Genomic DNA, 12597 nt, shown 5'->3' on the forward strand with positions numbered 1-12597 from the left:
TCTCCAATGGCCGGGCCCGGTGCGGGTGGCTCGATTGCGCCGTGTCGCGGCGTGGGGCGGCTCCGTCCGGCGGACGGAGCCGGTCATGCGTGTCCCGCGTTGCGGGGCAGGCGTTTTTCTAGTGGGCGTCCTTCTTCGCGCCCGACGACTTCTTGCCGGGCTTCGCCGCGGGCGGCGGGGCGTCGGCGGGCGTGTCGTCCGGCTTCGCGTCGCCGGCCGCCCTGGCGGCCTTGCCGTTCGCCTTGAGCTTGCCGTCGGCGTCCGGCTTCGCGTCCTTCGTGCCTTTTGCCTCGTTGGTTTCCTTGGCTTCCTTCGCTCCAGGCGCGGCGAGCCGGTTGAACTTCACTTCGTCGCTGTCCTTGTCGTAGTCGATCTCGCACCGGTCGCCCGACTTCAGCCGGTCGGCGAGGATCTCCTTGGCGAGCCGCGTCTCGATGGTCTGCCGGATCTGGCGCTTCAGCTCGCGCGCGCCGAATTCCGGCTGGTAGCCGGCTTCGGTCAGGTGCGCGACGAGCGAGTCGCCCATCACGAGCGTGATGTCCTGCGCGGCGGCCGTGCGCACCACGCGGTCGAGCTGGATCCGCACGATCGCGCGGATGTCGTCCTTCGACAGCGCGTGGAAGACGATCACCTCGTCGATCCGGTTCAGGAACTCGGGCCGGAAATGCCCTTTCAGCACCTGCATCAGTTCGTCGCGGATCGCCTTGTCGGTCTTGCGCGCGGCTTCCGGCTGCGTGAGGTTGTCCATGATGATCGCCGCGCCGAGGTTGCTGGTCGCGATGATGATCGTGTTGCTGAAATCGACCACGCGGCCCTTGCCGTCGGTCAGGCGGCCGTCGTCGAACACCTGCAGCAGCACGTTGTAGACGTCCGGATGCGCCTTCTCGATCTCGTCGAGCAGGATCACGCTGTACGGGCGGCGCCGCACGCGTTCGGTGAGCTGCCCGCCTTCGTCGTAGCCGACGTAGCCGGGCGGCGCGCCGATCAGCCGCGCGACCGCGTGGCGCTCCATGTATTCCGACATGTCGATGCGGATGATCGCCTGCTCGTCGCCGAACACGGTCTCGGCCAGCGCTTTCGCGAGCTCGGTCTTGCCGACGCCCGTCGGCCCGAGGAACAGGAACGTCGCGATCGGCCGGTGCGTCTGGCCGAGACCCGCGCGCGACAGCCGCACGGCATCGCTGACGGCAACCACCGCATCGCTCTGGCCGACCACGCGCTCGCGCAACTGCTCTTCCATCTTCAGCAGCTTCTGGCGTTCTTCCTGCGTGAGTTCGGACACGGGGATGCCGGTCAGCCGCGACACGACCTCGGCCACCGATTCGACGGTCACTTCGAGCGTCTCCGAACCGGTCTTGCGCTGCCACGCCTCCATCATCTCGTCGACGGCCTTCTGCTTCGCGTTGATCTGCTCTTCGAACTGCTTCGCTTCGTCGAAGCGCTTGCGCGAGGTCGCATAGTCCTGCTCGCGCTTCAGTTGCACGATCTGCGCTTCGCTTTCCTGAATGTCGATCGGGCGCGACGTCGCGCCGATCCGCACGCGCGCGGCGGCCTGGTCGATCAGGTCGATCGCCTTGTCGGGCAGGAAGCGCGACGTGATGTAGCGGTCGGCGAACTCGGCGGCCGCGACGAACGCGTCGTCGGCGAACGTCACCTGGTGGTGCGCCTCGAGGCTGTCGCGCAGTCCGCGCAGGATCACGATCGTCTGCTCGACGCTCGGCTCCGGCACGAACACGGGCTGGAAGCGGCGCTCGAGCGCGGCGTCCTTCTCGATGTACTTCTGGTATTCGTTGAGCGTCGTCGCGCCGATCAGGCTCAGTTCGCCGCGCGCGAGCGCGGGCTTCAGCACGTTCGCGATGTCGAGCCCGCCTTCGCCGCCGCCCTGGCCCGCGCCGACGATCGTGTGCAGCTCGTCGATGAACAGGATCAGTTCGTCCTGCTTCGCCGTCACTTCGTCGATCAGCTGCTTCGCGCGTTCCTCGAATTCGCCGCGATACTTCGCGCCGGCCACCATCGAGTTGATGTTGACTTCGACGAGCCGCTTGCCGCGCAGCACCTCGGGCACGTCGCCGTTGACGATCCGCTGCGCCAGCCCTTCGACGATTGCCGTCTTGCCGACGCCCGGTTCGCCGATCAGCACCGGGTTGTTCTTCTTGCGGCGCGCGAGCACCTCGATCGTGCTTTCGATTTCCTGCGCGCGGCCGAGCACTGGATCGAGCTTGCCCTGGCGCGCGATCGCGGTGAGGTCGCGGCCGAACTTGTCGAGGTTCGGCGTGCCGGTCGGCGCATCGACGCGGCCGTCCTCGGCGCCCTTGCCGACCACCTTCACGACCTTCTGGCGCAGCGCCTCGGGCGTCACGCCGTATTTCTTCAGCAGCGTGCCGGCGACGCTGTCCGGCACCGATGCGAGACCGATCAGCAGGTGCTCGGGGCCGATGTACGAGTGGCCGAGATCGCGCGACGCCTGGAACGCGTACTGGACGGCCTTCTTCACGCGCGGCGAGATCGACAGCTTGTCGAGCGGCGCATCGGGGGCGGCCGTGCCGGTGTGCGCGTGCTCGTCGATGTACGACCGGATGTCCTGCGGCGACAGCTTCAATTCCTTCAGCAGCGCGGCGCAGACGTCGGTGTCGGCGAGCGCGTACAGCAGGTGCTCGGAATCGAGCTCGCCGCGGCGCAGCTCGTGCGCCTTCTCGGCCGCGCGCTGCAGCAGTTCGAGCGTCTGTTCGCTGAACGCGTCGGTCGGGTCGACCGATTCGCGCGGAATCTCGGCGGCGAGCGGCGATTCGTCGCCGAGCCCGCCGAACAGCGACGACGGTCCGCCACCGCCCAGCAGCGAATCGAACGGATTCAGCATGCTCTGATGCCGCATCAACTGTCGGAAGTGGTAATCGCAGATCGAGATCGTCTTGCGCTCGCCGTCCTGCATCACGGTTGCGCGCGCGACGGCCGGCCGGGCGTGACAGATATCGCAAAGTGCGGGCATGGTGGTCTGGCTCCTGTCGGTGAAGGTGGGTCGAAGGGTGAAGCCCGATGCGGTGCGGCGCTCGCGCGTTCCGACCGCGCATGCGCGGCACGCACGACACGCACGACACGCACGACACGCACCGCGGCGGCGCGCGTGCCGCACCCGTGCGATCGTGCAGCGCGCGCGCCGGCGTGGCGCACGGTCGCGATCGGGGCGAAAAGCGCGAGTGCTGCGAGGAGCCCGCGGCATCGTTTCGACTGCGTTCAAAATAGCGAATCGGCGCGAGCCATCCAAGACACAGTTCCATGCCGGACCGGCCGTGAATTGCACCCTCACATGGGCGCGCGATTCGGCGGCGAGGAGTACAGACGGGCGCGCACGGCGGCGCGGGCGTGCGCGGCGTGTGCGGCTTGCGGTGGAAGGGGGCGGGAAAGGGGCGGTAAAGGACGACGGGCGAACGGCGCGGTGCGACATCGGCGCGCAGGGCGCGGGCAGCCGGCAATCGGGGAGCGAAGCGGAACGAAAAACGGGACGCCACGCGCAGCGCGGGCGCGAACCGGTTACGTTCGGCCCCGCACGCCCCGCACGCCCCGCACGCCCCGCGGCCGATGCGCGCGGTGGGGCCGGCGAAGGCGAGCGCGGTGTGTACGGTACGCGCCGGACATCGCGCGACCGCGGTGAACCGCGATCAGTCCGTCAGCGTCATCGCGAGCCGTTGCCGTGCGATCTGCTTCACGTCGGCCGAGAGCGCAGCATTCGGCAGACCATTGGCCCAGACGGAGAACGAATCCTCGATCAGGTTGCGCGTGTCGGGCGGCAACTCGGCCAGCATCAGCGACACGACGGTAAACAGCACGGCGGTGTCGCCGGCCTGGCTGCCCGCGTTTGCGTCGACCGTCTGCTTCAGGGAAGCGACGGACGCCTGCAGCGCCTGTAATGCGTCATTCGATTCGCTCATGACATCCTCCGTGCGAGATGGGCTGGATCGGCGACGAACCCGCGGCCGGCCGGCGGTGCGGCCGCCTCGCGCGACGCCCGGGCGGGCATCGCGCGCCGGCAACCGCGCTCAGGCGGCCGCGTTGCCCTGCGGCGCCACGGCCACCGATGCCTCGCTCGTCAGCATCAGGAACGTGAACGTTTCACGCAGGTACAGGCGGACGTCCTTGTCGGTGTGGCTCGTGTAGCCGATCGACACGTCTTCCCCGAGGTGCAGCTCGTAATCGCCGCCGCGCGTGGACAGCACGCAGCCGCCGCTGATCGCCGGCGCCCAGATGATCTCGCCGCTGACGATGCGTTTGATATGGCCGAGGACCGGATAGCCCTGGTCGCGCGCTTCGCTGAGCGCGGTGTACGCGTCCGACCCGAGCACGACCGAGTACGGGCCGTCGACGCCGGCGAGGCGCAGCGCTTCCAGCGCATCGCTGATCGCGTCCGGGTACGCGCCGACGTCCGCCGGCAGCGTGAGCCGGCGGTTCGACGTGCCTTCGCGGATGCCGACGATGCCGGCCGCGCGGTAGCCGTCGAAGATCGCGTCGTCTTCGGCGAACGCGAGCCGCTGCGCGGCTTCCTTCGCCGGCTGCCAGTCGGCGTCGCGCGCGCCGCGCTCGACGCTGTCGATCGCGGCGCGGCTCAGCTCGAACGGCACCGTCAGCTCGACGATCGTGCGCACTTCGCGCAGCCGCGCGTTCACGTGCTCGCGCGGCGCGTCGACGTCGAGCAGATGCCCGGTGCCGACGGCCGACAGCTCGGCGCCTTCGGGGCCGTCAACATCGACGACGCGGCGCCCGGCCACCGATCGTTTGAACGTGCGCGCCACTTCCTCCTCGATCTGTTCCCAGGCGGACGACGAGATCGGGGCGAGTTCACGGTGCAGGTTATTCATAGGTCGGGATTCCTTTCAGCGAGCCGATGTTCAGTGAGCCGTCGCGCTGCGGTGCGGACGGCGCGGCTTCCGGTTGGGCGGCGCCGGCGGCCGGCGCCGCGCGATCGGCGAGCGCTTCGAGCAGGTCGGCCGACGGCACGAAGAACAGCGAGCCGGTGACCGCGCGGCTGTAGTCGAGCAGGCGGTCGTAGTTGCCGGGCGGGCGGCCGACGAACATGTTCTCGAGCATCTGCTCGATCGGCGCCGGCGAGCGCGCGTAGCCGATGAAATAGGTGCCGAATTCGCCGGCGCCCGGGCGCCCGAACGGCATGTTGTCGCGCAGGATCTTCACTTCCTGGCCGCCCTCGTCGAGCGTGGTCAGCGAGCTGTGCGAGCACGACGGCTTCACGTCCGGCGCGAGCTCGATGTCGGCCAGCTTGGTGCGGCCGATGATGCGCTCCTGCGTCTCGACCGCGAGCGCGTTCCAGCCGGCCATGTCGTGCAGGTACTTCTGCACGAGCACGTAACTGCCGCCCGCGAATTCGGCATCCTCGTCGCCGATCACCGTGAAGTCGACCGCTGCGCGGCCTTCCGGATTCTCGGTGCCGTCGACGAAGCCGATCATCGCGCGCTGGTCGAAATTGCGGAAGCCATGCACCTCGTCGACGACCGTGACCGCGCTGCCGAGCGCGCCGAGCAGTTGGGTCGCGAGTTCGAAGCACAGATCCATCGCTTCGGCGCGGATGTGCAGCAGGATGTCGCCGGGCGTCGCGGCCGCGACGCGCTGGCCGGCGCCGAATTCGCGGAACGGATGCAGCGACGCCGGGCGCGGCTCGCCGAACAGCGCATCCCATGCGTCGGAGCCGAAGCCGCATACGCACGTGAGGTTGCCGCCCGGTACGCGCTTGCCGACCGAGCGCACGAGCGCGGCGATGTCGCCGCACCACGAACGGATCGTGTCGGCGTGATCGGCACCGGGATTGATCGTCGCCACGAGAAAGATCGCGGTGCGCGTGATCGTGCTGTGAACGGCCTGGGAGATCGGGGAAGGGGTGGTCTGCATCGCGGCCTGCCGGTCAGTCGTGTCGGGACGGACGGGCCGCGGCAGCCGCGGCGCGCGAAGGCGAACGGTTGAACTGTGTCATGCGACTGTTCTCTGTGTGACATGCGGATGAAGGACGTTGCGCGGGCATCGCGCAACGGGCCGCAGCGGCGGTGGCAGCCCCCCGGGCGCGAAGAGGAGGCAGACAGTGGCGCCGCGCGTTCGCCCGGCGCGTGAGCCGCCGCACCGCGTAACGTCGTCGAGCATGCAATCTAGCAGCTTCGACGGGTCTTTGGAACACGTATCGACGATCTGTCATTCGAATGGGTCAAACAGGGCGGTTTTTTGTGCGGCGACGGCGCAGCTGTACTCCTGACGCCCGCGGCGCTGTGCTCTTGAGCGTGCGTGTCGCGTGCAGTAGATTAGGTTCCGCTGCACCCGGCTGAGGCCGTCATGATGAACCTTCTGAAAGCGATGCGTATCGTCGGTGCAATCGTCGAGCATGGCGGGCCGTCCGGCGCGATCGAAGCCGATGCGGGCGCAACGGTTTGCCGTTCGCCGGTCGCAGGCTGTCCTTTGCCCGAGGCCACTCGTCGCGGCGACGCGGCATCGATCGCGGCCCCTACGACACTGCACCGGTTAACGCGTTGAATAGCCTTGAATACGTCCACTGCATCCGCCGATACGACCGCCGAGCGCATTCGCCGCCGCTTCGGCCATTTCCTTCACGCGGCCGAGCTGGCCGGGCTGGTCGTGATCGGGCTGGCGACCGCGTTTGCGATGACGCAGGAGGCGTGGAAGGTCGTGCTCGCGGGCGAAGTGTCGCTGACCGACCTGCTGCTGATGTTCCTGTATCTGGAAGTGCTCGCGATGGACCTGCGCTACCTGCGGCTCGGCCGGCTGCCGGTGCGGTTTCCGCTGTTCATCGCGATGACGTCGCTCGCGCGCGACCTGATCCTGCGCGGCGCGACCGACGGCCCCGAGCGGATGTTGATGACGACCTTCGGGATCGTGCTGCTCGCGCTCGGCGTGCTGATCCTGAGTTTCGGCCAGCACCGCTTTCCGGCGGACGTCGACGATGTCGAGGACGACGTGCATGCCCGCCGGTAACGCGCGGGCGGCAGTCGAAGCGAACCCCGGCGCGCCGTGCGAGGTGCGGCGGCCCCACCCTCATCCCAACACACGAGGTGTCGCATGACCAGGCAATTGATCGTCGCCGTGTTCGGCAGCGTCGACACGGCTCGCCAGGCCGCGAACGATTTCGACGCGCTGTCGGAGAAGAACGAAGGATTCCACATCGAGAACGGCGTCGTCGTCGAGAAGGACGCGAACGGCAAGCTCGCGGTGCTCGACGCCGAATCGCGGCCGTTCAAGGGCGGCGTGATCGGCGCGATCGCGGGCGGGTTGCTCGGCCTGCTGGCCGGGCCGATCGGCGTGGTGACCGGCATGGCGGCCGGCGCGGGCGCCGGCATTCTCGCGCATGCGGCCGGCAATGCGCTGCTCGACGGTACGTTCGTCGAGACGGTCGCGGCGCGGCTCGTGCCCGGCAGCGTCGCGGTCATTCTCGAAGCGAAGGAGGACACGCCGTTCTCGGTCGACAACGTCGTGACGGGATTCGGCGGCAAGGTCTTTCGCCAGGCGCTCGACTGAGCGCCCCTTTCGAACCGATTCGGGAGCTTTGCATGCGCATCGATCAATCGTACCGGCGCTTCGACATCGCGGCGACGCTGTCGCCGTTGCTCGGCAACCGCGCGCTCGCGGTCGTCGACGTGACGACCGACGATCCGGACCGCATCGCCGATCTCGGCACCGGCCAGTTCCTGCAGATCCGCAAGTGGATCGAGTCGAACGACATCGCGCTGCTGACGGTGGTGTTCGACGAGTGCAAGGTTGCGATCGACCACTACGCGGACAACGTCGACGACGCTTGAATGTGCTGTAGCCGATCGCTTCCAGAACCCGCTCGGCTTCCGGATGCCGGACGAATGCAAGCGCGAACTGGTTGAGTGCGCAACAAATGCCGGGATGCCGATCACCGAGAACGGCGCGTACGACGAACCGTATGTCGGCGACACGCATCCGAGTTCGCCGAAATCCTGCGACCGGACCGGGATCGTGCTGCATCGACGGAGGAGGTGGCACGCGGCTTGCGCGGGTCGCAGGCCCCCCTCGCACAGCGGCCGGCGTGTTGCGCCGCAACGTCGATCACGTTCTACGCCGGTCACGGACCGCGTACAAGCGACAGCCGGTGTGTGCATGCGCTGCGGGGCGTCCGCACCTGTTCTTTTCAGGACGGATGTCGATAATGGGATCGTTACCTGACTTTCCGGGAGCCACGTCATGACTGAAAGGGATGCTGCGTCCTCACCCGATCTCACGCAAGGGATCGCCCTCGACGATCTCGCCGACGGCGCGATGATCGAGGGCCATGTCGGCGAAGCGGCGGTGCTGCTCGTGCGCCGCGCCGACGAACTGTTCGCGGTGGGCGCGCAATGCCCGCACTACGGCGGCCCGCTGGCCCAAGGCCTGCTGGTCGGCGACACGATTCGCTGCCCATGGCATCACGCGGCGTTCTGCCTGCGCACCGGCGAGAGGGAGCGCGCGCCGGCGCTCGACGGGCTGTCGTGCTGGCGCGTCGAGCGGCGCGATGGCCGCGCCGTCGTACTCGATGCGCGGCCTGCCGCCGTAGCGCCTAAGCCGAACACAGCCGGGCTGCCCGCGTCGGTCGTGATCGTCGGCGGCGGCGCCGCCGCGATCGCGGCCGCCGTGATGCTGCGGCAGGAAGGCTATCCGCATTCGATCACGCTGCTGAGCGCCGATGCCGATCCGCCGTACGACCGGCCGAATCTGTCGAAGGATTACCTCGCGGGCACGGCTCAGGCCGACTGGCTGCCGCTGCGCGCGCCGTCGTTCTATGCCGAGCAGCGGATCGACGTACGCTGCAATACGCGGGTCGCGCGCATCGATCCCGCGCAGCGGGCGGTCGAGCTGGCCGACGGCAGCCGTGTCGAATACGGCGCGCTGCTGCTCGCCACCGGCGCCGAGCCGAACCGGCTGGACGTGCCCGGTGCCGATCTGCCGCACGTCTGTGTGCTGCGCTCGCGCGCCGATTGCGATGCGCTGATCGGCAAGCTGAAAACGGCGCGCCGTTGCGTGGTGGTCGGCGCGAGCTTCATCGGGCTCGAAGCGGCCGCCGCGTTGCGCACGCGCGGGCTCGACGTGCATGTCGTCGCGCCCGATACGCATCCGATGGGCCGCGTGCTCGGCGATGCGCTGGGCGACACGATCAAGGCGCTGCACGAAGCGCACGGCGTCGTGTTCCATCTCGGCGCGATGCCCGCGCGGATCGGGCCGGACAGCGTGACGCTGTCGAACGGCGACGTGCTGCCGGCGGACGTCGTGCTGGTCGGCATCGGCGTGCATCCGAATGTCGAGCTCGCGCAGGACGCGGGGCTCGCCGTCGAACGCGGCGTGACGGTCGACCGCTTCCTTCAGACGAGCGCGCCCGGCATCTACGCGGCCGGCGACATCGCGCGCTGGCCCGATCCGCTGACGGGCGAGCGGATTCGCGTCGAGCACTGGGTCGTCGCCGAGCGGCAGGGCAGCGTCGCGGCGCGCAACATGCTCGGCCAGCAGCAACCGTTCGACGCGGTGCCGTTTTTCTGGAGTCAGCATTACGACCTGACGATCCGCTATGTCGGCCATGCCGAGCAATGGGATCGCGTCGAGATCGACGGCGACCTCGGCGCGCACGATTGCTCGATCGGGTACTGGCGCGGCGACACGCGGCTCGCGGTCGTGACGATCGGCCGCGATCTCGACAGCCTGAAGGCGGAAGCGGCCCTCGAGCGGCAGATGGCCGCCGTGTGACGGCGGCGTGACGATGCGCATCGTTGATGGAGGCGAGATGAACCCCGACGTCCGTGCACGTGTTGAAGCCGGGTTCGCGCCGCGCATCGCGACGCGGCGGCGTGGCCTGTATCGGCGTGGCGATGCTGATCGGCGACCTCGATTCGATGCATGACCCGCACCGTGCCATGCCGGCCGACGATGCGCGGATGATGCACGCGTCGTTACCGGTCGCGCGTCCTGATCATCACGCGCCCCTCGTCGATGCCGCCGCGCAGCGCTTCGTCGCACGTGAGCCATTCGGGCGTGACGAGTTCGGGCGCTGGCAGATCGACCGGTGCGCCGTCGCGGAAGATCCGCACCTGCGCGACCCACGCGCCGTTCGCGTTGCGCGTGGCGTCGACGCGAATTTCGTGATCCATGAAAGTGTCGGTGGCTTGCATCGGTCGGGGCCCTCCGTCGTGCATGAACGCGGTGCGTCGATCGTATCAGCATGGCGGATGCCGCGCATCGAAAACGAACCGGCGTTTGCCTTTCACTTGCCGCGCGAGACGGGAGCGACCTCGTGGCCTTCGACCTGACTTTTTCCATCAAGGTATTCGCGGCGCTGTTCGCGATCATGAACCCGATCGCGAACATCCCGGTGTTCCTGTCGCTGACCGAAGGCGCGGCGGACGCCGTGCGCCGCAAGGTCGCGCTGACGGCCGCGATCGGCGTGACGGTCGGCTGCATCGTGTCGGCCGTCGCGGGCGGTGCGATCCTGCGCGTGTTCGGTTTGACGATCGACGATTTCCGCCTCGCGGGCGGGCTGCTGGTGCTGCTGATCGCGCTGTCGATGCTGCATGGTGCGCCGAGCCGCCAGCATGCGCCGGGCCGCGACGAAGGCGCGGATCCCACCGCGGCCGAAAGCGTCGCGATCTACCCATTGACGATCCCGTTGCTGGTGGGCCCCGGCACGATCGCGACGATGATCGTGCTCGGGCACGGCGCGGTCACGACCGGGCAGGAGTTCGCGTTTGCGCTCGGGCTTGGCGCGTTTCTCGTGCTGCTGGCGGTGTCGCTGCTGTCGGCGCCGCTGATCGGCCATTACCTGTCGCCGCGCGTGACGGCCGTCACGCAGCGCCTGATGGGGATGATTCTCGCGGCGATCGCGATGCAGATGATCGTCGCGAGCCTGAAAGCCGCGTTCGGGTTGCCGCACTGAGCGCGCCCGTTCGCGCATCGCGGCGCGCCGCGCGCGCTGCGCAGGCGCATGCCTTGCTCGATCGGCTCGACGGTCACATTGACCGTTTCCGCTTTCGACAAGGAGGGCCAGACATGAAAGCAGTCGTATTTCACGGCATCGGCGACATACGCATCGACACGGTGCCCGATCCGGAAGTCTCCGAGGCGACCGACGCGGTCGTGCGCCTGACCGCCAGCGCGATCTGCGGCACCGATCTGCACATGGTGCGCGGCACGCTCGGCGGCATGAAGCCGGGCACGATCCTCGGCCACGAAGGCGTCGGCATCGTCGAGGCGGTCGGGCGCGACGTGCGCAACCTGCGGCGCGGCGACCGCGTGCTGATTCCGTCGACGATCGCGTGCGGCAGTTGCGCCTACTGCCGCGCGGGCTACACCGCGCAATGCGACGTCGCGAACCCGGGCGGGCCGCGCGCGGGCACCGCGTTCTTCGGCGGGCCCGCCGAGACGGGCCCGTTCGACGGGCTGCAGGCCGAATACGCGCGCACGCCGCTTGCGCACGCGAGCCTGATCCGGCTACCCGACGCGATCGACGACGATCGCGCGATCCTGATGTCGGACATTTTCCCGACCGGCTATTTCGGCGCGCAGCTCGCGGAAGTGAAGCCGGGCGATACGGTCGCCGTGTTCGGCGCGGGGCCGGTCGGCCAGTTCGCGATCGCGAGCGCGAAGCTGATGGGCGCCGGACGCGTGATCGCGATCGACCGCATCGCGTCGCGGCTCGAGATGGCCTGCGCACAGGGCGCCGAGATCGTCGATTTTTCCGAGGACGATCCGGTCGATACGGTGCTGCGACTGACGGGCGGGATCGGCGTCGACCGCGTGATCGACGCGGTGGGCGTCGACGCGATGCGCGCGACGCATGGGCCGGCGGCGGCCGATCGCGAGGCCGCGCGCGCGTTCGATGCGGAAGTCGACGCGATCGCGCCGCACCGCAAGCCGGACGGTCGCAACTGGGTGCCGGGCGACGGCCCGTCGCAGGTGCTGCAATGGGCGGTGCGCGCGGTCGCGAAGGCCGGTACGGTCGCGGTGATCGGCGTGTATCCGCCGGCGGCCCGCGTGTTTCCGATCGGCGAGGCGATGAACCGCAACCTGACGATCAAGATGGGCAACTGCAATCACCGGACGGTGACGCCGCCGCTCGTCGAGCTGGTGCGCAGCGGCGCGTTCGATCCGCTGTCGGTGCTCACGCGCTGCGAGCCGCTGACGAACGCGATCGACGCGTATCGCTCGTTCGACGTGCGCGAGCCGGGCTGGATGAAGGTGAAGCTGACGCCGTGACGACATGAACCGCAACCGGGAGCACTGCAATGACCGATCGATACGACAACTGCATGGCCGCGTGCGACGCCTGCGCGCACGCGTGTGATACCTGTGCGGCCGCCTGCCTTGCGGAGCGCGACGTGCACGCGCTGGCCGGCTGCATCGCGCTCGACATCGAATGCGCGCAGCTGTGCCGCTTCGCGTCGGGCGCGATGGCGCGCCGCAGCGCGTTTGCCCCGCGCATTTGCGCGCTGTGCGCGCACGCGTGCGACCTGTGTGCGGCCGAGTGTTCGCGGCACGCGCACGAACATTGCCGCCGCTGCGCGCTCGCGTGCGAGGCCTGCGCGGCGATGTGCCGCGCGATGGTCTGAG

At 68.9% G+C, this 12597-nt stretch carries 13 protein-coding genes and 1 pseudogene; 9 read left to right on the top strand and 5 right to left on the bottom strand.

Features of this window, described 5'->3' with window-relative positions; all coding sequences use genetic code 11:
• Positions 1-118 precede the first annotated feature (118 nt).
• The 4 genes from C4B30_RS21690 to C4B30_RS21705 all read right to left on the bottom strand — a co-directional run bounded on the left by C4B30_RS21690 (position 119) and on the right by C4B30_RS21705 (position 5892).
• Entirely contained in the window at positions 119-2986 is a 2868-nt protein-coding gene (locus C4B30_RS21690; RefSeq protein ID WP_027786055.1) for an ATP-dependent Clp protease ATP-binding subunit, read from the bottom strand.
• 670 nt (positions 2987-3656) lie between these two features.
• A complete protein-coding gene (locus tag C4B30_RS21695; RefSeq protein WP_027786054.1) occupies positions 3657-3926 on the bottom strand; it encodes a hypothetical protein in 270 nt (89 codons plus the stop codon).
• A gap of 108 nt (positions 3927-4034) precedes the next feature.
• Complete coding sequence (locus C4B30_RS21700; protein WP_027786053.1) at positions 4035-4850, bottom strand: family 1 encapsulin nanocompartment shell protein; 816 nt, start codon at positions 4848-4850, stop codon at positions 4035-4037.
• A complete protein-coding gene (locus tag C4B30_RS21705) occupies positions 4843-5892 on the bottom strand; it encodes a Dyp-type peroxidase (RefSeq protein WP_027786052.1) in 1050 nt (349 codons plus the stop codon). The genes C4B30_RS21700 and C4B30_RS21705 overlap by 8 nt, the downstream gene beginning before the upstream one ends.
• A 432-nt stretch (positions 5893-6324) precedes the next feature.
• Here C4B30_RS21705 and C4B30_RS21715 point away from each other — a divergent pair, with 432 nt between their 5' ends.
• The 6 genes and pseudogenes from C4B30_RS21715 (at position 6325) to C4B30_RS21740 (ending at position 9741) form a co-directional block, all read left to right on the top strand.
• The gene (locus C4B30_RS21715; protein ID WP_080681403.1) at positions 6325-6522 is read left to right on the top strand and encodes a hypothetical protein; all 198 of its coding nucleotides are present in this window, start codon (positions 6325-6327) and stop codon (positions 6520-6522) included.
• Between the two features lie 6 nt (positions 6523-6528).
• The gene (locus tag C4B30_RS21720) at positions 6529-6981 is read left to right on the top strand and encodes a phosphate-starvation-inducible protein PsiE (protein ID WP_027786051.1); all 453 of its coding nucleotides are present in this window, start codon (positions 6529-6531) and stop codon (positions 6979-6981) included.
• Positions 6982-7065: 84 nt separating this feature from the next.
• Positions 7066-7521, top strand: coding sequence for a DUF1269 domain-containing protein (locus C4B30_RS21725; protein WP_027786050.1), 456 nt, complete (start codon positions 7066-7068; stop codon positions 7519-7521).
• 32 nt (positions 7522-7553) lie between these two features.
• Positions 7554-7802, top strand: a complete 249-nt coding sequence (locus C4B30_RS21730; RefSeq protein ID WP_027786049.1) for a hypothetical protein — start codon at positions 7554-7556, stop codon at positions 7800-7802.
• Position 7803: 1 nt separating this feature from the next.
• A pseudogene (locus tag C4B30_RS35885) lies at positions 7804-7995 on the top strand (PLP-dependent aminotransferase family protein); the annotation flags it as partial.
• Between the two features lie 216 nt (positions 7996-8211).
• Positions 8212-9741: an FAD-dependent oxidoreductase gene (locus C4B30_RS21740; protein WP_027786048.1), complete on the top strand. Its 1530-nt coding sequence runs from the start codon at positions 8212-8214 to the stop codon at positions 9739-9741.
• A gap of 203 nt (positions 9742-9944) precedes the next feature.
• Here the strand turns inward: C4B30_RS21740 and C4B30_RS21745 are convergent, their stop codons facing one another.
• Positions 9945-10163 carry a DUF6566 family protein gene (locus C4B30_RS21745; RefSeq protein ID WP_027786047.1) on the bottom strand — a complete coding sequence of 73 codons (219 nt, stop codon included), beginning with the start codon at positions 10161-10163 and terminating at the stop codon, positions 9945-9947.
• Positions 10164-10285: 122 nt separating this feature from the next.
• On the opposite strand from C4B30_RS21745, the gene C4B30_RS21750 reads away from it, so the two are divergent.
• The 3 genes from C4B30_RS21750 to C4B30_RS21760 all read left to right on the top strand — a co-directional run bounded on the left by C4B30_RS21750 (position 10286) and on the right by C4B30_RS21760 (position 12596).
• Entirely contained in the window at positions 10286-10924 is a 639-nt protein-coding gene (locus C4B30_RS21750) for a MarC family protein (protein ID WP_027786046.1), read from the top strand.
• Between the two features lie 113 nt (positions 10925-11037).
• Positions 11038-12243: a zinc-dependent alcohol dehydrogenase gene (locus C4B30_RS21755; protein ID WP_027786045.1), complete on the top strand. Its 1206-nt coding sequence runs from the start codon at positions 11038-11040 to the stop codon at positions 12241-12243.
• A 29-nt stretch (positions 12244-12272) separates the two neighbouring features.
• Entirely contained in the window at positions 12273-12596 is a 324-nt protein-coding gene (locus tag C4B30_RS21760) for a four-helix bundle copper-binding protein (protein WP_027786044.1), read from the top strand.
• Position 12597 lies beyond the last annotated feature (1 nt).

Source organism: Burkholderia sp. BE12 (genome assembly GCF_002959955.1).
GTDB lineage: Bacteria > Pseudomonadota > Gammaproteobacteria > Burkholderiales > Burkholderiaceae > Burkholderia.

Bases quoted from the DNA above. Each gene is read 5' to 3' on its own strand.
- C4B30_RS21745 (WP_027786047.1), bottom strand. From the start codon at position 10,163: ATGCAAGCCACCGACACTTTCATGGATCACGAAATTCGCGTCGACGCC.
- C4B30_RS21715 (WP_080681403.1), top strand. From the start codon at position 6,325: ATGATGAACCTTCTGAAAGCGATGCGTATCGTCGGTGCAATCGTCGAG.
- C4B30_RS21730 (WP_027786049.1), top strand. From the start codon at position 7,554: ATGCGCATCGATCAATCGTACCGGCGCTTCGACATCGCGGCGACGCTG.
- C4B30_RS21705 (WP_027786052.1), bottom strand. From the start codon at position 5,892: ATGCAGACCACCCCTTCCCCGATCTCCCAGGCCGTTCACAGCACGATC.
- C4B30_RS21690 (WP_027786055.1), bottom strand. From the start codon at position 2,986: ATGCCCGCACTTTGCGATATCTGTCACGCCCGGCCGGCCGTCGCGCGC.
- C4B30_RS21725 (WP_027786050.1), top strand. From the start codon at position 7,066: ATGACCAGGCAATTGATCGTCGCCGTGTTCGGCAGCGTCGACACGGCT.
- C4B30_RS21760 (WP_027786044.1), top strand. From the start codon at position 12,273: ATGACCGATCGATACGACAACTGCATGGCCGCGTGCGACGCCTGCGCG.
- C4B30_RS21740 (WP_027786048.1), top strand. From the start codon at position 8,212: ATGACTGAAAGGGATGCTGCGTCCTCACCCGATCTCACGCAAGGGATC.
- C4B30_RS21695 (WP_027786054.1), bottom strand. From the start codon at position 3,926: ATGAGCGAATCGAATGACGCATTACAGGCGCTGCAGGCGTCCGTCGCT.
- C4B30_RS21700 (WP_027786053.1), bottom strand. From the start codon at position 4,850: ATGAATAACCTGCACCGTGAACTCGCCCCGATCTCGTCGTCCGCCTGG.
- C4B30_RS21755 (WP_027786045.1), top strand. From the start codon at position 11,038: ATGAAAGCAGTCGTATTTCACGGCATCGGCGACATACGCATCGACACG.